Source organism: Rhizobium sp. NXC24, assembly GCF_002944315.1.
Taxonomy (GTDB): Bacteria; Pseudomonadota; Alphaproteobacteria; order Rhizobiales; family Rhizobiaceae; genus Rhizobium.
This window is the reverse complement of sequence record NZ_CP024311.1, coordinates 2,057,407-2,073,727: the sequence shown is the minus strand read 5'-3', so window position 1 is coordinate 2,073,727 and position 16,321 is coordinate 2,057,407. Positions and strand designations below refer to the sequence as shown.

Genomic DNA, 16,321 nt, shown 5'->3' with positions numbered 1-16,321 from the left:
GGAGAGCGCTGCGCGTCCGGCCGAACGCGCAGTCGCGGTTTAGCGAAGTCCGCCGTCATGGGCCAGACCTATTCCCTCAATGTGCCTGCCTTTTTCGCGACCCAGGTTGCGAGAACATCCATCAGCGTCGGGTTCAGGCAATCGTAGGGCTCAAGGCGCAGCTCCTTCAACCGGCTGCGAATGGACGCCATGGCTGATGGCGGCGTTCCCGACTCGATGATCGACGAAACGAAAGCTGCGAAGGTGGGTTCGGGCCAGCCGCTTTCCTGAAATCGCTCGGGATGAATGAAATCCAGGCCCTTGAAGGCATGGTCGCGCTCCACCGGCCCATACATGTGCACGCCGCAAGCCTTGCAGGCGTGCCGCTGGATCAGGGCGTCGGGATCCACGACCGCGAGCTTGTCGCCGTTTTCCAGAACCTTGACATTCTCATGCGCGGTGACGGCTACGATCGAAAAGGCAGCACCATTCGGCTTCCAGCATTTCGTGCAGCCACAGGCGTGGTTATGAGCAATCGCGCCGGTGATGGCGACTTTGACGGGGCGATCGGTGCAGGCGCAGACGAGCGTCCCACCACTAAAATTCGCCTGTCCCGCCTTCACTCCGCCGTCGAGCGCCGGGTGTATCGATACTTGACTTGGCATGTTCAGCTTCCTCCTCCTTCTTTGCCCGCGGCCGCCAAACCAGGATCGGTTTGCGAAAAGGCCGCGTGCCATTCAAAGTCGTGCAGCAATCTCCCGTGCCGTCTCGATTTGCGCTCAGCGGAGTTCTTGGGCAAGTCCGATGAGAATCCCTTCAGGCCCACGGATGTAGCAGAGCCGATACGCGTCTTTATACTGGACGACTTCGCCTACGAGCTGCGCGCCGCGCGTGCGGAGCCTTTCAAGCGTCTCGTCGATGTCGTCCACGGTAAACATGACGCGGAGGTAGCCCAGAGCGTTGACCGGGGCGTTCCGGTGATCTGCGACGACCGGCGGCCTGAGGAAGCGGGAGAGCTCAAGCCGGCTGTGGCCATCCGGCGTGCGCATCATGGCAATCTCGACATGCTGATCGCCCAGTCCGGTGACACGTCCGGCCCATTCTCCTTCGATCGTGGCCCGCCCTTCGAGCTCAAGGCCGAGTTCGCGAAAGAAATCAATCGCCCCTTCGAGGTCTTCGACGACGATTCCGACGTTGTCCATCCGCTTGAGCGCCATGTTCCAATCTCCAGGTGTCGCCTAGTCTAACGGACGCTTGAGTTGCTCCAACACCGACCGCCATCCGGGGCCGATTCGCTGCTGTTCACATCAGAATCCTGAATCATGGACCGCCGCAAACCGCCCCCGTTTTCAAACGGTCTCTCAATAGACCACGACGCCGCGGATGCTTTCGCCCTTGTGCATCATGTCGAAGCCCTTGTTGATGTCCTCGAGCGGCATGGTGTGGGTGATCATCGGGTCGATCTGGATCTTGCCCTGCATGTACCAGTCGACGATCTTTGGAACATCGGTGCGGCCACGGGCGCCGCCGAAGGCCGTGCCCATCCAGTTGCGGCCGGTGACGAGCTGGAACGGACGGGTCGAGATTTCCTGGCCGGCGCCGGCAACGCCGATGATGACCGACTTGCCCCAGCCGCGATGCGACGATTCCAGCGCCTGGCGCATCACCTTGGTGTTGCCGGTGCAGTCGAACGTATAGTCGGCCCCGCCGATGAGGTCGCCATTGCGCTTCGTCAGGTTGACGAGGTAAGGCACGATGTCGTCGCCGACCTCCTTCGGATTGACGAAATGCGTCATGCCGAATTTCTCGCCCCAGGCCTTGCGGTCGTTGTTGATGTCGACACCGATGATCATGTCGGCGCCGGCAAGCTTCAGGCCCTGCAGGACGTTGAGGCCGATGCCGCCAAGACCGAAGACGATCGCCGTCGAGCCGATCTCCACCTTGGCGGTGTTGATGACCGCACCGATGCCGGTGGTGACGCCGCAGCCGATATAGCAGATCTTGTCGAAGGGAGCGTCCGGGTTGACCTTGGCAACGGCAATCTCCGGCAGCACGGTGAAATTGGCGAAGGTCGAGCAGCCCATATAGTGATGGATCTTGTCCTTGCCGATCGAAAAGCGCGAGGTGCCGTCCGGCATCAGGCCCTGGCCTTGCGTGGCGCGGATCGCGGTGCAGAGGTTGGTCTTGCGGCTGAGGCAGGAATAACATTCGCGGCATTCGGGCGTATAAAGCGGAATGACGTGGTCGCCCTTCTTGACCGAGGTCACCCCCGGGCCGACATCGACGACGATGCCGGCGCCCTCATGGCCGAGGATTGCCGGAAACAGGCCCTCCGGATCGGCGCCCGACAGGGTGAAATCGTCGGTATGGCAGATGCCGGTCGCCTTGACCTCGATCAACACCTCGCCGGCCTTCGGGCCATCGAGCTGAACGGTCATGACTTCCAGCGGTTTACCGGCGGCAACGGCTACGGCGGCGCGTACGTCCATCGTTTCATCCCTTCTAAATTAATGATTTGGTTAGCGCGACATTGGCATGGCCGCGCCGGATGGCTCAAGCGAAAAATCGAGCGTTTCGTAGCGAATACGGATTAGGCGAATTCCATGATCACCGCGTCGACGGCAAGACTTTCGCCCGGCTTCGCATTGATCTTGCCGACGATCAAGTCGCGCTCAGCGCGCAGGACGTTCTCCATCTTCATCGCCTCGACGATCGCCAGCGTTTCCCCCGCCTTGACCTCCTGGCCTTGCGCAACAGCAATAGCGACGACGAGCCCGGGCATGGGGCAGAGCAACAACTTTGACGTATCCGGCGGCAGTTTGACCGGCATCAGCTTGTCAAGTTCCGCCTGGCGCGGCGTAAATATCCTGGCGCGGACCGAAAGGCCCTGCCAGTCGATGCGCAGCCCGTTGAGGAAAGGACGGATTTGGGCCGTCACCTTCCGCCCACTGACCGTTCCGGCCCAGACGGCGTCGCCCGGGCGCCAATCGGTCGCGACCGCCAAAATCCCGCCGTTGATCTGCATGTCCATCTCGAATGGGATGGTGACGAGCCCGTCCTGCAGCGTCACTGGAACATAGTCCGCGCCGAGCTTGACCACCCACTCCTCACGCAACGGCCCCGTCGCCGGCCGCAACCGGTCGGCATAGCGTTCGCGGCGGTTGGCATCGACAAGGCCGCAGGAGAGTGCGACGGCGGCAAGCACCGCAGATTCGCTTTTGTCCGGCGTCATCGGCGCAAAACCGTCCGGATATTCCTCCGCGATGAAGCCCGTGGAAAGCCGGCCTTCGCGCCAGCGCGGATGCTTCATCAGTGCCGACAGGAACGGCACATTATGTTCGATGCCGTCGACAACAAAACCGTCCAGCGCTTCACCCATGGCCTCAACCGCTTCAAGCCGCGTCGGCGCCCAGGTGCAGAGCTTGGCGATCATCGGGTCATAATACATGGAGATCTCAGCGCCTTCGAAGACGCCGGTGTCGTTGCGGATCACGACATTGCCGCTCTTACCTTCATGCGGCGGACGATAGCGCGTCAGCCGGCCGATCGACGGCAGGAAGTTTCGATAGGGATCTTCGGCATAGAGGCGGCTTTCGATCGCCCAGCCGTTCAGCTTGATATCATCCTGGGCAAAGGGCAGCTCTTCGCCGGCGGCGACGCGGATCATCTGTTCGACAAGATCGATGCCGGTAACAAGTTCCGTAACGGGATGTTCGACCTGCAGGCGGGTATTCATCTCTAGGAAATAGAAATTGCGGTCGCGGTCGACGATGAATTCGACCGTCCCGGCGCTCTGATAGTCGACCGCCTTGGCAAGCGCGACGGACTGTTCGCCCATGGCTTTGCGTGTCACCTCGTCAAGGAAAGGCGAGGGCGCTTCTTCGGCGACCTTCTGATTCCGGCGCTGGATCGAGCATTCACGCTCGCCGAGATAGACGACATTGCCGTGGGAATCCGCCAGCACCTGGATTTCGATGTGCCGCGGATCGACGACGAATTTCTCGATGAAGACGCGATCGTCGCCGAAGGAGCTTTTCGCCTCGGAGCGCGCACGCTCGAAACCGTCGCGCACTTCCTCACTACTCCAGGCGATGCGCATGCCCTTGCCGCCGCCGCCCGCCGAAGCCTTGATCATGACGGGATAGCCGATCTCGGCGGCAATTGTTTCGGCATGGTCGGCATCGTCGATGACGCCGAGATAGCCGGGCACGGTGGAAACCTTGGCGTCATTGGCGAATTTCTTCGATTCGATCTTGTCGCCCATCGCCCTGATCGCCTTCGGCTTCGGACCGATGAAGATGATGCCTTCCTTCTCCAACGCCTCACAAAAAGAGGCGCGCTCGGAGAGAAAGCCATAACCGGGGTGCACCGCTTCGGCGCCGGTCTCCTTGCAGGCGGCGATGATCTTTTCGGCTACGAGATAACTCTCGGCGGCAGGGGCTGCACCGATATGCACGGCCTCATCGGCCATTTCGACGTGCAAGGCGTCACGATCGGCGTCGGAATAGACCGCGACGGTCGAGATCCCCATCCGCCGCGCAGTCTTGATCACACGACAAGCGATCTCGCCCCGGTTGGCGATCAGGATTTTCTTGAACATCAAAACTCCGCCCAATGCATAGCCCTATCAGCGTTTTAGTCATAAATTGCGCCAGCGGTCCATGCGGAAGATGAGCGTACTCAAGCCGATTTCGTCGAACGCGACTGAACGCGCTCGCGCCAGATGATGAAAAGACCCGATCCGACGATGATCAGGATGCCGATCCATTTGGAAACATTTGGAAAGTCCCCGAACAGCGCATAGCCGAGAATGGTAGCCGAAATGATCTCGAAATATTGAAAAGGCGCCAGCAGCGACAGTGGCGCCAGCCGGAAGGCGCGCACGACGAGCATATGCGCATAGCCGGAGATCGAGCCGAGAATCAGCAGCAACACGAGACCGAGCCAGGAAGCGGGCAGGGACGGTACGAAATCGGCAACGCCAGCCGATGCCCCTATCGAAAGCGCACCGGCCATGAAGATCGTGCCGCCGATGCCGGCCATCGTCTGCATGGTCAGTGGCGAATCCGCCTCGCCGACGGCACGGTTCATGAAGAGATAAAGCGCAAAGAGAAAGGCGCAGGCGACCGGCAGCAGCGCTTTCCAGCCGAAAATTTCGAAACTTGGCTGAATGACGATCATCGCGCCGCCGAAGCCGACGACGATGGCAAGCCAGCGCCTCCAGCCGACCTTGTCGCCAAGAAACAGAGCCGAAAGAGCGGCCAGCATGAAAGGTTCGACGAAATAGATGGCGAAGACATCGGCAAGCGGCATGTATTTGACCGCCACGAAAAACAGCAGGCTTGCCGCGCCGTGCAGCGCGCCGCGCAAAAGGTTCACCCAGGGGCGCTTGGCCGAAAGCGCTGCCCATCCAAAGGCGGCAAAGAGCAGCGGCATAGTACAGACGAGTTGAAAGAAGAAGCGGTAGAACGTCACCTGTCCCGGCGACATCGCCTCGAAGGTCGCCATATATTTGGCGATCGCATCCATCACCGGCAGGACGATCATGGCGCTGGCCATGATGGCCATGCCTTGCAGCGGATTCTGATGGGCGGGGACGACTGAGATTTGGGACATGCGGGAGATCAAACACAGGAATCCCGTCCGATCAAGACGGGCATCAACGCCGTTGCCAATTCATCACACCATTTGGCGCAAAAATCGCGGACTTTGCCAATTCAGACAGATCGCGGTGGTGACATGACGCCCCTAGACCTATGTCTGCTTGGAAAATCCGCTAAAAAATAAGCGCGCCGCTCAGAAATTCACCGGCGCAACCAACAAGGATCGCACCGATGTTGAAGACGGAACAAGAGACGACCGTTTTTTCGGATGAAGGCGACGATACCCTGGGCGGACGCCTTTCCATGGCCCGCGACGCCGCCGGCATCAGCCTCGAATCGCTGGCAAGCCAGTTGGGCTTAAGGCAGGAGACGATAATTGCCTGGGAATCGGACCGTTCGGAGCCGCAACCATCCGTTCTGGTCAAATTGGCCGCCATGTTCGCCGTGTCGCCGACTTGGCTGATGACCGGCTCCGGCGATGGACCGGGTGAGGACAGCGACGAACGGGCACTGGAGGCCGTCAAAATCGAGCTTTCGCGCCTACGGTCCGCCCATCAGGAAATCGGCCGGCTGATCGAGACGACAACGCGCCAGATCGAAAGGCTCGACCATCAAATCCGGCTGCGCAATGTCAGCAAGGACGTCGCGCACTAAGCCTCATCAGGGTTCATTGGTGGTTTCGCCGAATATCTCTTCGAAAGCTTCCCGCAGACGGATATCCACATCCGCTATCATCACCGGCAGGCCGAGGTCGACGAGGCTGGTGACCCCATAGGCGGAAATTCCACAGGGCACGATACCGGTGAAATGGCCGAGATCGGGATCGACGTTCAGCGACAGGCCGTGAAACGTCACCCATCTGCGCACGCGAATGCCGAGGGCGGCGATCTTGTCTTCAGCCACGGTCCCATCCGGCAGCAGCGGTTTCTCCGGACGGCGCACCCAGACGCCGACACGATCTTCACGCCGCTCACCGCGAACATTCATCGAATCGAGGGTGCGGATGATGACTTCTTCCAATGCGGCAACGAAGGCGCGGATATCCTGACGCCGGCGCTTCAGATCCAGCATGACATAGGCAACGCGCTGGCCGGGGCCATGATAGGTATATTCGCCGCCTCGCCCGGTGGCGAAGACGGGAAAACGATCGGGCTCGATGAGATCGGCCGCATTGGCGCTGGTGCCTGCTGTATATAAAGGTGGATGCTCGACCAGCCAGACAAGCTCCTGCGCTTGACCCTCGGCAATCGCCGCCACCTCCGCCTCCATGACCGCCACTGCTTCATCATAGGGCACGAGACCATCGGCGATACGCCAACGCACGGGCGGAGAGCCGGCAGGGGGAAACATTTGATGTTGGAGATCGGTGCGTAGCATCAGCCAGTCCTTTGCGCCTGTTCGGCAGACAGCTCCCTTGGAAATTTGGCGCGCCGATAGGTTATCAACATATGGAGGCATTTGGCCAGGAATTCAAACATCTACGAGACGGATGCCGTGAATCCAAAGGCGCGTTTAAGGGAGCTGTGGGCGAATGTTAAAAAAACTGACATATCGCTCTTGTGCCCCCCGAATGCTTTTGCTACATGCAGCCGCGCCGGAGCAATCCGGCCCTACCACGATGCGGTCGTGGCGGAATTGGTAGACGCGCAGCGTTGAGGTCGCTGTGGGGCAACCCGTGGAAGTTCGAGTCTTCTCGACCGCACCAAGTTGATTAAGAAAAGCCCGCCTTTGCGGGCTTTTTCTTTGCCAAGTGTCCGACGTCAGAACAGAGCCTGGGAGACCTTTTCCATCGCTCCAAGGGCAAGCTTCCAGCGTTCCGCTCCACGACTATAAACCTCGCTCGTCTTCGCTTCGGAAATGGCCCAGGATTGCCGTGATATCGTGCTGGCAACCAAGCATGGGGTGCCTTCGATTCGGCAGCCGATCCGGGCCAGCACGATGAGGTCTGTGGCCTTCCAAGGAATCGCACCGCGTCGGTCTTGCGGAGTACGTTCCGCTCCGCAATTAGCAAAATGTTTGCATCTCACTCGACTCGCACGGACACGATAACGGATCAGAGCATGTAGGAGAGCATCTCGTAAGCGTCGTCGAGAGCAGCTTCCTGCGTTCGAAATTTTCTGCTGGGCCGGCTTCTGTCCTCGTTCAAATGAATCACATAGACCCATCGACCGAGTCGCACTTCTTTTGTTTCAATTTTGTATTCGAAAGGAATTTCAATAGGGGGCATTCGTATTCCATCTCTAAGCTTGCAATCGAAAAGATGGTTACTGATCTATTAATGCGCCGGCAATCTGAACCTGCGATAATGGTTGACGGACGAGGTTAACGGGCAGCTCGGCACCAATACCCGTTTTCTTCTCGACCACACCAGAAACCCGCTTCGGCGGTTTTTTCCTTCTGGCGATCGCCGTCACCACATTCCTTTAAAAGTTGCGTCTCAGGCGAAGGTACTCTCTCTGATAGCTGTTTCCGTACAGTTACCGTTCATGTTCTCCCCCATATGGTGTCGTTGCTTGCCCGCGACTCGTGCGTCAATTGACAACCGAAGGGGCGGGGATGATTAATAGTTTCGACATTCGTCATAGAGCGGAGGATTTGCCAATGACCAGTCGTGCCATCCTGTTGATGTCTTTTGCGTCTCTTGCAGTTGTGGGCTCGATGGCCCTCTCATCGCCGGCTTCTGCGCTAACCATGAAAGAGTGCAGCACCAAGTATCAGGCGGCCAAGGCTGCCGGTACCCTGAACGGCCAGACGTGGAATGATTTCCGTGCTTCGCAGTGCGCTGCCGACGCAAGCGCTACCACCACTGCACCGGCAACCACCGCGCCGGCAAAGACCACTGCCACCGCCAAGACGACGGCGGCTGCCGATGAGCCTGATGCCACCAAGCCGCCGGCCAAGGAGCCGCCGAAGGCTACGACCGCAGCGCCGGCCGGCGTGACCTTCCCGAAGGCCGTCGATCCCAAATATTCGAGCGAAACGCCCGGCAAGGGCCGCTTCCACACCTGCGTCGACGCCTATAACGACAACAAGACCAAGAATACCCTTAACGGCCTGAAGTGGATCCAGAAGGGCGGCGGCTACTACAGCCTCTGCAACACCAAGCTGAAGGGCTGATCCGCCGCTTCATGCAGACAAACAGGCGGGCGTCTTCGAGGCGCCCGCATTTTTATGTGCGGACATTTAGACACGCAGGACCGATCACGCCTTCGCTTTTTCCCATTTCTTCACCAGCCGGTCGCGCTTCAATTTCGAGAGGCGCTGCAGCCAGAACAGACCGTCGAGCTGGTCGACTTCGTGCTGGATGCAGATAGCAAGAAAGCCTTCGGCTTCAGTTTCGTGCGCCCGACCGTCCAGATCCTGGTAGCGAAAGCGGATTGCTTTCGGCCTGGCGATCTCGTCCGTGAAACCGGGCATGGAGACACTGCCCTCCATATGCCGCATCGTCTCATCGGAAAACCAGGTGATCTCCGGATTGACATAGGTGTGCACACCATCCTCGCGGCTGAGTTCGATTACGGTTATGCGCTGAAGCACGCCGATATGAGCGGCGGTGATTCCGACGCCGGGAGCAGCGCGCATGGTGTCCAGGAGATCGTTGGCGAGCCTACGCAAGTCGTCGTCAAAGGCGGCGACGGGAGCGCAGGCTGTTTTCAATAATGGGTCGGGGAAGCGGATGATGGGACGGACTGGCACGGCTCTCTCTGTTAACGGAACGACATGTTCGCAGCCTAAGGATAGGGGTAAGACGTCGCCAGCGCCACCGTCTTACAGACACGACACAAAATGTCAGCTTTCCCTCCTATCCAATTGTTGACAATCAGCTTTTTGCCGTCATTCTCCATGACGGAATCCTAGATTTTCATAGGCAGAACGGAATGGGAGGCGGCAAATGACGACGACCGACGAAGACGAACGCGTTCGCAAGGCCTCCGAGAAGACCAATCCCGACATCTACGACGAGGACGGCGTCGTCCGCTCCGATTTCCTCGTTGAGGTCAACGACGCGATCGAGCGGCGTGATATTCCATTCCTGCAACAGAACGTCGCCCGGCTGCACGAATCCGAGCTCGGCGACCTGCTGGAATCGCTGCATCCCGACCAACGTCTGACGCTGGTGCAATTGCTCGGCGACGACTTCGACATGACGGCGCTGACGCAGGTGGACGAAGCGATCCGCATGGAGATCGTCGACCAACTGCCGAACGACCAGATCGCCGCCGCGATCGGCGAACTCGATTCGGACGATGCCGTCTACATTCTCGAAGACCTCGACCAGGAAGACCGCGACGAGATCCTGTCGCAACTGCCGTTCACCGAGCGGGTACGACTGCGGCGCGCCCTTGAATATCCGGAGCAGTCAGCCGGCCGCCGCATGCAGACGGAATTCATTGCCGTGCCGCCGTTCTGGACGGTCGGCCAGACGATCGACTACATGCGCGAAGAGGAGGAATTGCCGGAAGCCTTCACCCAGATCTTCGTCATCGACCCAACCTTCAAGCTGCTCGGCAGCGTCGATCTCGACCGCATTCTGCGTACCAAGCGACAGACGAAGGTCGAGAGCATCATGCGCGAGACCTCGCATCCGATTCCGGCCGTCATGGACCAGGAAGAGGCGGCGCAGGTCTTCGAACAATACGACCTTCTGTCCGCCGCCGTCGTCGATGAAAACGACCGCCTCGTCGGCGTATTGACCATCGACGACGTGGTCGACGTCATCCATGAAGAGGCGGACGAGGACATCAAGCGCCTCGGCGGCGTCGGCGACGAAGAGCTGTCCGACAATATCACCTCCACGGTGCGCTCACGCTTTGTCTGGCTGGCAGTCAATCTGATCACGGCGATACTGGCGTCCAGCATTATCAATATCTTTGACGGTGCGATTGAGAAAATGGTTGCGCTTGCCGTGCTGATGCCGATCGTCGCTTCGATGGGCGGCAATGCCGGTACGCAGACGATGACGGTCACCGTGCGCGCACTCGCAACCGGCGACCTCGATATCTACAATGCCTTCCGCGTCATCCGCAGAGAGGCGGGTGTCGGCTTTCTCAATGGCATTCTCTTTGCCATCATCATGGGCGCGATCGCCACCCTCTGGTTCCATGATTTCCAGCTCGGCATCGTCATCGCCGCTGCGATGATCATCAATCTCGTCGCGGCGGCCCTTGGTGGTATCCTGCTGCCGCTGGTGCTGCATCGATTCGGCGCCGACCCGGCCATCGCCTCGTCGGCATTTGTCACTACGGTCACGGATTGCACGGGATATTTTGCGTTCCTGGGTCTGGCGACCTGGTGGTTTTCCATTCACTAAGGCCGCTAGGCCTTTGAATTCAACACATCTTTGACGATCGAAAGTCCATCGGGGCCTTGCTGAAATTGACTATTACGTAAAAGTCAATATTATAGGCTCTGCACCAGAGAGGCGGACTATTGTTGGACAGGTTTTATAGCATAACGGAGCTCACGCGGGAATTCGGCGTTTCCACTCGGACATTGCGTTTCTACGAGGATGAAGGTCTTATCCATCCCGAGCGCAGAGGCCGCACGCGCCTTTTCCGGCCAGCCGACCGCCGCCTGATCCAGGAAATCCTGCGCGGCCGCCGCATCGGCTTCACCATCGCCGAAATCCGCGAGATCATTCAGGTCTATAAGGAGCCGCCAGGCGAGATCGGCCAGTTGAAGCTCCTGATGAAGCGCGTCGACGAAAAGCGCGAGGAACTGCGCCAGAAGCGCAAGGATATTGAGGACACTCTGACCGAACTCGACAATGTCGAAGAAGCCTGTCTCGGCCGCCTGGCCGAAATCGGCGTGGGGACGTGACTACCACCGTCAAAGTATAAGACGCATCGTAGTCGCCGCAATTCTAACGAGAATGCTTTGTAGAAAAGCCAAGCATTCACAGAGGGTTGTGGCAAATGGCGGCAAGGTTTAGCTTCGTCTTAGCGATAGGGATCGCGCTCGTTCCGTTCAATGTCGGAAAGACTCAAGCGGCCGATAACAACAATACCGATATTCCGGTTGCCTACGCCCTTTTGCTTGACGGCAAGGATGCGATCTACGGCCAACTCAATTGCCAAATTCATGTTCGCTGCCAGCTTATCGACAATCAGGACACTCACGTTCAGCTAAGCGTTACCATCGATTCGAATCGATATTTGGCGGGCGACATCAGCGTCCGGTGTGGCGACCTCGGCTGCTCTTTTCGGACTTGGAAAACATCGACCCGGCTGGAAGAGGTTTCTGATGGGAAAAAAGTTCGTGAATTCGATCTTTATGCCGGTGAAAATGATTCAGTCGCGATGGATCTCGTGCAACGTACGAGAACAAAGATCGGTCGGATTTTACTCCTCGCTGAATACCGATAAGCAGCGACTGCGGGCACCTCCCGCTTTCAAATCCAGCGCCGCGTACGCTTGCAGTAGAACTCGAATTCACAGCCGAAACGAGAGAGCAGGTGCATTTCCTCGCAACGGATGACCAGTGGCGTGGTCAGCGCCGCCGCCACGGCTGCCATGGTGACGAACCAGAGATTGCCGATCACCAGGCCGAGGCCTGCCGTCAGCAGCGTATATCCGAGATAGGTCGGGTTGCGGCTAAAGCGGAACGGTCCCTTGGTCACCAGATGCGCCGTGCAGCGTTGCGTTAGCACGGTCGTGCCGCTTTCGAACAGCGTCTTCACCGCCCAGACATTCAATGTCACCGCGACAACTGTCAAAAGCGCGCCAATGCCCCAAGCGATCAAGGCCCCGAGGTACGACATGCGCACGGGATAGTCCTGATTCAAATAAAGCGCCGTTATAACTGCAAGACTATAAATTAAAGGCGGCCATGGAAAACTCAGCGACTTGGAACGATAGGCATTCATAGAATAACCCTGTCATTGCGCTTGCTCCGAACACTGTAACGCGATTCGGTTTATTCGCTCATCGCTATCTGCTTTGATTGCACCGGATTCCAGGGGTGAAAACAGGTTTTGCGCTTGCAATTTATCGAGTGTGCACTGGCAGAAGCTGCGGCACATGGTTTCGCTGCCGGAGCGTACGCAGGAGGCTTGGCATTGCCTGATATAGGTGACCGTAGGATCGGGCGCCGGTGCGGGCGCGATCAGCGAAAGAAGATAGACGAGACCGATAAGCACCGGCTGGTGGACGAGGTAGAAAATCAGGCTGTGGCGCCCGACGCGGGCAATCAGATTGCGGCCGGGACCGAGCTTTGCCAATGATCTGAGCCATCCGAGCGTTGTCGTCAGTTGCGCGATGCCGAGGCCGAAAAGGAATGGCGTCAGCCAGGGGAAGACCGGCACGTAATCATTCGAACGCGGAAGGTGCTCCGACAAGCCGAGCCAATAGAGCCATGGCACGTCGAAGACGGCGGAATGCAGCGAAAACGGCGCGATGACATTATCGACGACAATGCCGATGAGGAGCAGGGCAGCGATTAGCAGCGTTGCGAAAGACGGCAGGCGCAGGAAGAGCAGACCGATGATGCTGGCGGCGGCGATAGAGTGCAGGATGCCGAAGAAGATCCAGCCGTCGCGCATGCCGATGAAGGTGACGATGGAAATCGCCGCAGCAGCGGCCACGATCATGCCAAGGCGCTTGAAATAGGGGCGCCAGCGGATTTCGGGCGTGTTGGCCAGCACGAGGCTGAAGCCGGCGAGAAACAGGAAGGTGCTGGCAATGACGCGGGCGTAGATTTTCAGCCAGCCAGTCTCCGCCGTGCCCGGTGCGAGATAGCCGAAGAACTCGAAATCCCAGGTGCAATGATAGCTCGCCATCGCCAGAAGGGCGACACCGCGGGCCGTGTCCAGAATGCCGATGCGGGGCGTTTTCTGCGGCGCATCGATGCTCTCGGCGATAACAGCCATTGGCAGGTCCTTCCAGGCATGAATTCAAATCATCGGCGCCGGTTTGATGACTGCCGACGTGGCGATGTCATGGCACATCGATATCCATGATGGCCAGACGCGCATCGGAAAAAAACTGCCGGCGGATCAGGACGATAATGATGAAGACCGTCGTCGTGATGAAAACATAGGGGCTGAGGAACCAGCCGAGATAGCCGATCGACAGGAAGATCGCTCTCAGACCCGCATTGAAGTTGCGCGCGGCGATGACATTCATGCGGATCACCCGCTCCGCGGCGCGCTCCGCCCGCACAGGGTCGAGCTCGGCATCCGCCAGCATCGGCAAGGAGCCGAAGAGGATGGTGCAATAGTTAAACAGGCGATAGGCCCAGCCGAATTTGAAGAAGGCATAGCCGAACAGGCAGGCAAGTCCCGCCACCTTGATCTCGAAGGCGGTGCGGCCGCTATTGAAGACGAAGGGCATGTCGGAGAAGAAGGCGTTGACCTTGTCAGTGGCACCGAGCAAGGCGAAGCAGCTACCGATGGCGAAGATCGAGGTAGAGGCGAAGAAACCGGTGCCGTTCTGCAGGCCAGATAGAATCTGCGTATCGATCATCTTCAAATCGCGGCGCAGCGAATTGTAAATCCATTCGCGCCGGCGCTCGTTCATGGCCAATGTCAGGCTGGTGCGATTGAAGAAGCGGGCGCTGCTGGTGATCCAGTTCAGCACGACCCAGAGAAAAACGAAGAGGGCGAGGGCGACATAGTCGGCGGTCGTCATAAAGGCAGATTCTCCAAGTCCATATGCCGCCGACTGTAACCTACGGCCATTCGGGCGCAATGGCCTTATGTTTGCGCCGCATCGTGCCTACATATAATGTCGCAGGCATGAAATCCGATGTCGGTTGATCGCCGTGCAGGGCTGTTCCGTTGGCGTAGCCTTGCCATTACGCGATTTGCCGAGGAGGCACCAAAGGTCCATGTTTCTTTCAGTTTTCGATGTTTTCAAAATCGGCGTCGGGCCTTCCAGTTCGCACACGATGGGTCCGATGTCGGCCGCCAATCGTTTCCTGGATCTCCTGCTGTCAAACGAGTGGCCACGCCCGTCCTCGAATGTGCATGTTGCTTCGATCAAGGTCAGCCTGCACGGCTCGCTCGCCCATACTGGCATCGGGCATGGCACGGGCAGGGCGGTTATCCTCGGTTTGATGGGTGAGCGGCCCGATGCGGTCGATCCCGACCGGATGGATGCCGTTATCGATGAGGTGGAGCGCACCGGGCACATCACGCCGCCGGGCCATCCGGCCTATCAATTCCAACCGAAGACCGACCTGATCTTCGACAAGAAGGTGCCGCTGCCCGGCCACGCCAACGGCATGAGCTTTTCCGCCTTCGACAAGGACGATCGCCTGCTCGTCAAGCGCATCTACTATTCCGTCGGCGGCGGCTTCGTCGTCACCGATACCGAGCTCGAGCAGATGCGTGCCGACAAGAAGAAGGCCTCTTCCGGCGAGCGAATTCCGTTCCCCTTCGCCACCGCCAAGCAGATGCTCGATATGGCCGAGCGCTCCGGTCTCTCGATTGCGCAGATGAAGCGCGCCAATGAAGAGACGCGCATGAGCAGCGAAGAGCTCGACGCCGGGCTCGATCGCATCTGGGCGGCGATGAATAGCTGCATCGATCGCGGCTTGAAGGTCGAGGGCATCATGCCGGGCGGCCTGAAGGTGCGCCGCCGGGCGCGCGCCATCCATGACAAGCTGCAGGAAGAATGGCGCAGCAACCGCATCAATCCGCTGCTCGCCAATGATTGGCTGAGCGTCTACGCCATGGCCGTCAACGAGGAAAATGCCGCGGGTGGCCGCGTCGTCACCGCGCCGACCAACGGCGCGGCCGGGGTCATTCCAGCAACGATCCGCTACTACCAGCATTTCCATGAGGATTGGGACCAGGATGGCATCCGCAACTATCTGCTGACCGCGGCTGCCGTCGGCGGCATCATCAAGCACAATGCCTCGATCTCCGGCGCTGAAGTGGGCTGTCAGGGCGAAGTGGGCTCGGCGGCTGCGATGGCGGCCGCGGGGCTTGCCGCCGTCATGGGCGCGACGCCCGAGCAGATCGAAAATGCCGCGGAGATTGCGCTGGAACACCATCTCGGCATGACCTGCGATCCCGTTGCCGGCCTCGTGCAGGTGCCTTGTATCGAGCGCAACGCACTCGGCGCCGTCAAGGCAGTGACGGCTGCATCGCTCGCGATCAAAGGCGACGGCCAGCATTTCGTGCCCCTCGATGCCTGCATCGAGACGATGCGCCAGACCGGCTACGACATGAGCGAGAAATACAAGGAAACCTCAACAGGCGGCCTCGCGGTGAATGTCGTCGAATGCTGAGTGTGGACGCTTGATTCTAAAAGCTTGACGCTGCCGGTCAAAAGGATTTCAACGGCGTCATGGCTTTGCATATCATCAAATTGTGCGTGGGCGCGGATTCGCTTGAGGATCTGCGCGAATGGGTCTCCGAGCGGGCGATGAGCGCCATCGCCGCCGGTCTGGAACCGCACACCACCCATACGACCCGCATGGTGCCGAAGCGCGTGGATGAGCTGCTGGACGGCGGCTCGCTTTACTGGGTGATCAAGGGGCAGGTACAGGCGCGGCAAAAGCTGCTCGGTATCGAGACGTTCACGGATGTCGATGGAATCCACCGCTGCCGGCTTATTCTCGATCCGAGCGTAGTCGAAACCGCCAGCCAGCCGCGTCGCGCCTTCCAGGGCTGGCGCTACTTGCCGCAGGAAGATGTGCCGCGCGATCTCGACAGCCTTGGCGGCGGCGTCAATGAGTTGCCTGCCGATCTGCGTCGCGAGCTTTCCGAATTGGGATTGCTGTAGAGCGGCGGC

At 59.2% G+C, this 16,321-nt stretch carries 18 protein-coding genes and 1 tRNA gene; 8 read left to right on the top strand and 11 right to left on the bottom strand.

The genetic code is table 11. The features are described from left to right. Positions 1-68: 68 nt before the first annotated feature. The 5 genes from gfa to NXC24_RS10220 all read right to left on the bottom strand — a co-directional run bounded on the left by gfa (position 69) and on the right by NXC24_RS10220 (position 5,595). Positions 69-644, bottom strand: coding sequence for an S-(hydroxymethyl)glutathione synthase (gene gfa / locus NXC24_RS10240; protein ID WP_104823179.1), 576 nt, complete (start codon positions 642-644; stop codon positions 69-71). A 114-nt stretch (positions 645-758) separates the two neighbouring features. Further along, a complete protein-coding gene (locus NXC24_RS10235; RefSeq protein ID WP_104823178.1) occupies positions 759-1,196 on the bottom strand; it encodes a VOC family protein in 438 nt (145 codons plus the stop codon). 144 nt (positions 1,197-1,340) lie between these two features. Then, a complete protein-coding gene (locus NXC24_RS10230) occupies positions 1,341-2,468 on the bottom strand; it encodes an S-(hydroxymethyl)glutathione dehydrogenase/class III alcohol dehydrogenase (protein ID WP_104823177.1) in 1,128 nt (375 codons plus the stop codon). A 101-nt stretch (positions 2,469-2,569) separates the two neighbouring features. Next, positions 2,570-4,579, bottom strand: coding sequence for an acetyl/propionyl/methylcrotonyl-CoA carboxylase subunit alpha (locus NXC24_RS10225; RefSeq protein WP_104823176.1), 2,010 nt, complete (start codon positions 4,577-4,579; stop codon positions 2,570-2,572). Between the two features lie 80 nt (positions 4,580-4,659). Then, complete coding sequence (locus NXC24_RS10220) at positions 4,660-5,595, bottom strand: DMT family transporter (protein WP_104823175.1); 936 nt, start codon at positions 5,593-5,595, stop codon at positions 4,660-4,662. Between the two features lie 218 nt (positions 5,596-5,813). Here NXC24_RS10220 and NXC24_RS10215 point away from each other — a divergent pair, with 218 nt between their 5' ends. Then, positions 5,814-6,236 carry a helix-turn-helix transcriptional regulator gene (locus NXC24_RS10215; RefSeq protein ID WP_104823174.1) on the top strand — a complete coding sequence of 141 codons (423 nt, stop codon included), beginning with the start codon at positions 5,814-5,816 and terminating at the stop codon, positions 6,234-6,236. Positions 6,237-6,242: 6 nt separating this feature from the next. Here the strand turns inward: NXC24_RS10215 and lipB are convergent, their stop codons facing one another. Continuing rightward, positions 6,243-6,959: a lipoyl(octanoyl) transferase LipB gene (lipB, locus tag NXC24_RS10210; RefSeq protein WP_104823173.1), complete on the bottom strand. Its 717-nt coding sequence runs from the start codon at positions 6,957-6,959 to the stop codon at positions 6,243-6,245. Between the two features lie 243 nt (positions 6,960-7,202). On the opposite strand from lipB, the gene NXC24_RS10205 reads away from it, so the two are divergent. Then, positions 7,203-7,287: transfer RNA gene (locus tag NXC24_RS10205), tRNA-Leu, on the top strand. Positions 7,288-7,846: 559 nt separating this feature from the next. On the opposite strand, the gene NXC24_RS35070 is transcribed toward NXC24_RS10205, so the two are convergent. After that, positions 7,847-7,996, bottom strand: coding sequence for a hypothetical protein (locus tag NXC24_RS35070; RefSeq protein WP_158704454.1), 150 nt, complete (start codon positions 7,994-7,996; stop codon positions 7,847-7,849). Between the two features lie 187 nt (positions 7,997-8,183). Here NXC24_RS35070 and NXC24_RS10195 point away from each other — a divergent pair, with 187 nt between their 5' ends. After that, positions 8,184-8,699, top strand: a complete 516-nt coding sequence (locus NXC24_RS10195; protein ID WP_104823172.1) for a hypothetical protein — start codon at positions 8,184-8,186, stop codon at positions 8,697-8,699. Between the two features lie 84 nt (positions 8,700-8,783). On the opposite strand, the gene NXC24_RS10190 is transcribed toward NXC24_RS10195, so the two are convergent. Continuing rightward, complete coding sequence (locus NXC24_RS10190; protein ID WP_104823171.1) at positions 8,784-9,278, bottom strand: peptide deformylase; 495 nt, start codon at positions 9,276-9,278, stop codon at positions 8,784-8,786. A gap of 196 nt (positions 9,279-9,474) precedes the next feature. Between NXC24_RS10190 and mgtE the strand changes: the two genes are divergently transcribed. The 3 genes from mgtE (at position 9,475) to NXC24_RS10175 (ending at position 11,947) form a co-directional block, all read left to right on the top strand. After that, a complete protein-coding gene (mgtE, locus tag NXC24_RS10185; protein WP_104823170.1) occupies positions 9,475-10,893 on the top strand; it encodes a magnesium transporter in 1,419 nt (472 codons plus the stop codon). A gap of 122 nt (positions 10,894-11,015) precedes the next feature. Further along, a complete protein-coding gene (locus NXC24_RS10180; protein WP_104823169.1) occupies positions 11,016-11,402 on the top strand; it encodes a MerR family DNA-binding transcriptional regulator in 387 nt (128 codons plus the stop codon). A gap of 95 nt (positions 11,403-11,497) precedes the next feature. Next, a complete protein-coding gene (locus NXC24_RS10175) occupies positions 11,498-11,947 on the top strand; it encodes a hypothetical protein (protein WP_104823168.1) in 450 nt (149 codons plus the stop codon). 26 nt (positions 11,948-11,973) lie between these two features. Here the strand turns inward: NXC24_RS10175 and NXC24_RS10170 are convergent, their stop codons facing one another. From NXC24_RS10170 to NXC24_RS10160, 3 genes are all read right to left on the bottom strand, one after another. Further along, complete coding sequence (locus tag NXC24_RS10170; protein ID WP_104823167.1) at positions 11,974-12,447, bottom strand: isoprenylcysteine carboxylmethyltransferase family protein; 474 nt, start codon at positions 12,445-12,447, stop codon at positions 11,974-11,976. Between the two features lie 12 nt (positions 12,448-12,459). After that, positions 12,460-13,449 (bottom strand): DUF1624 domain-containing protein, encoded by a 990-nt coding sequence (locus tag NXC24_RS10165; protein WP_104823166.1) that lies wholly within the window; start codon positions 13,447-13,449, stop codon positions 12,460-12,462. Between the two features lie 67 nt (positions 13,450-13,516). Beyond that, complete coding sequence (locus NXC24_RS10160) at positions 13,517-14,209, bottom strand: DUF599 family protein (protein ID WP_104823165.1); 693 nt, start codon at positions 14,207-14,209, stop codon at positions 13,517-13,519. Positions 14,210-14,408: 199 nt separating this feature from the next. Between NXC24_RS10160 and NXC24_RS10155 the strand changes: the two genes are divergently transcribed. Next, complete coding sequence (locus NXC24_RS10155) at positions 14,409-15,815, top strand: L-serine ammonia-lyase (protein ID WP_104823164.1); 1,407 nt, start codon at positions 14,409-14,411, stop codon at positions 15,813-15,815. A gap of 59 nt (positions 15,816-15,874) precedes the next feature. Next, complete coding sequence (locus tag NXC24_RS10150) at positions 15,875-16,312, top strand: DUF1489 family protein (RefSeq protein WP_104823163.1); 438 nt, start codon at positions 15,875-15,877, stop codon at positions 16,310-16,312. Positions 16,313-16,321: the final 9 nt, after the last annotated feature.

Bases quoted from the DNA above. Each gene is read 5' to 3' on its own strand.
- NXC24_RS10160 (WP_104823165.1), bottom strand. From the start codon at position 14,209: ATGACGACCGCCGACTATGTCGCCCTCGCCCTCTTCGTTTTTCTCTGG.
- NXC24_RS10170 (WP_104823167.1), bottom strand. From the start codon at position 12,447: ATGAATGCCTATCGTTCCAAGTCGCTGAGTTTTCCATGGCCGCCTTTA.
- NXC24_RS10230 (WP_104823177.1), bottom strand. From the start codon at position 2,468: ATGGACGTACGCGCCGCCGTAGCCGTTGCCGCCGGTAAACCGCTGGAA.
- NXC24_RS10175 (WP_104823168.1), top strand. From the start codon at position 11,498: ATGGCGGCAAGGTTTAGCTTCGTCTTAGCGATAGGGATCGCGCTCGTT.
- NXC24_RS10155 (WP_104823164.1), top strand. From the start codon at position 14,409: ATGTTTCTTTCAGTTTTCGATGTTTTCAAAATCGGCGTCGGGCCTTCC.
- NXC24_RS10195 (WP_104823172.1), top strand. From the start codon at position 8,184: ATGACCAGTCGTGCCATCCTGTTGATGTCTTTTGCGTCTCTTGCAGTT.
- NXC24_RS10165 (WP_104823166.1), bottom strand. From the start codon at position 13,449: ATGGCTGTTATCGCCGAGAGCATCGATGCGCCGCAGAAAACGCCCCGC.
- NXC24_RS10235 (WP_104823178.1), bottom strand. From the start codon at position 1,196: ATGGCGCTCAAGCGGATGGACAACGTCGGAATCGTCGTCGAAGACCTC.
- mgtE (WP_104823170.1), top strand. From the start codon at position 9,475: ATGACGACGACCGACGAAGACGAACGCGTTCGCAAGGCCTCCGAGAAG.
- NXC24_RS10150 (WP_104823163.1), top strand. From the start codon at position 15,875: ATGGCTTTGCATATCATCAAATTGTGCGTGGGCGCGGATTCGCTTGAG.
- NXC24_RS10225 (WP_104823176.1), bottom strand. From the start codon at position 4,579: ATGTTCAAGAAAATCCTGATCGCCAACCGGGGCGAGATCGCTTGTCGT.
- lipB (WP_104823173.1), bottom strand. From the start codon at position 6,959: ATGCTACGCACCGATCTCCAACATCAAATGTTTCCCCCTGCCGGCTCT.
- gfa (WP_104823179.1), bottom strand. From the start codon at position 644: ATGCCAAGTCAAGTATCGATACACCCGGCGCTCGACGGCGGAGTGAAG.
- NXC24_RS10220 (WP_104823175.1), bottom strand. From the start codon at position 5,595: ATGTCCCAAATCTCAGTCGTCCCCGCCCATCAGAATCCGCTGCAAGGC.
- NXC24_RS10215 (WP_104823174.1), top strand. From the start codon at position 5,814: ATGTTGAAGACGGAACAAGAGACGACCGTTTTTTCGGATGAAGGCGAC.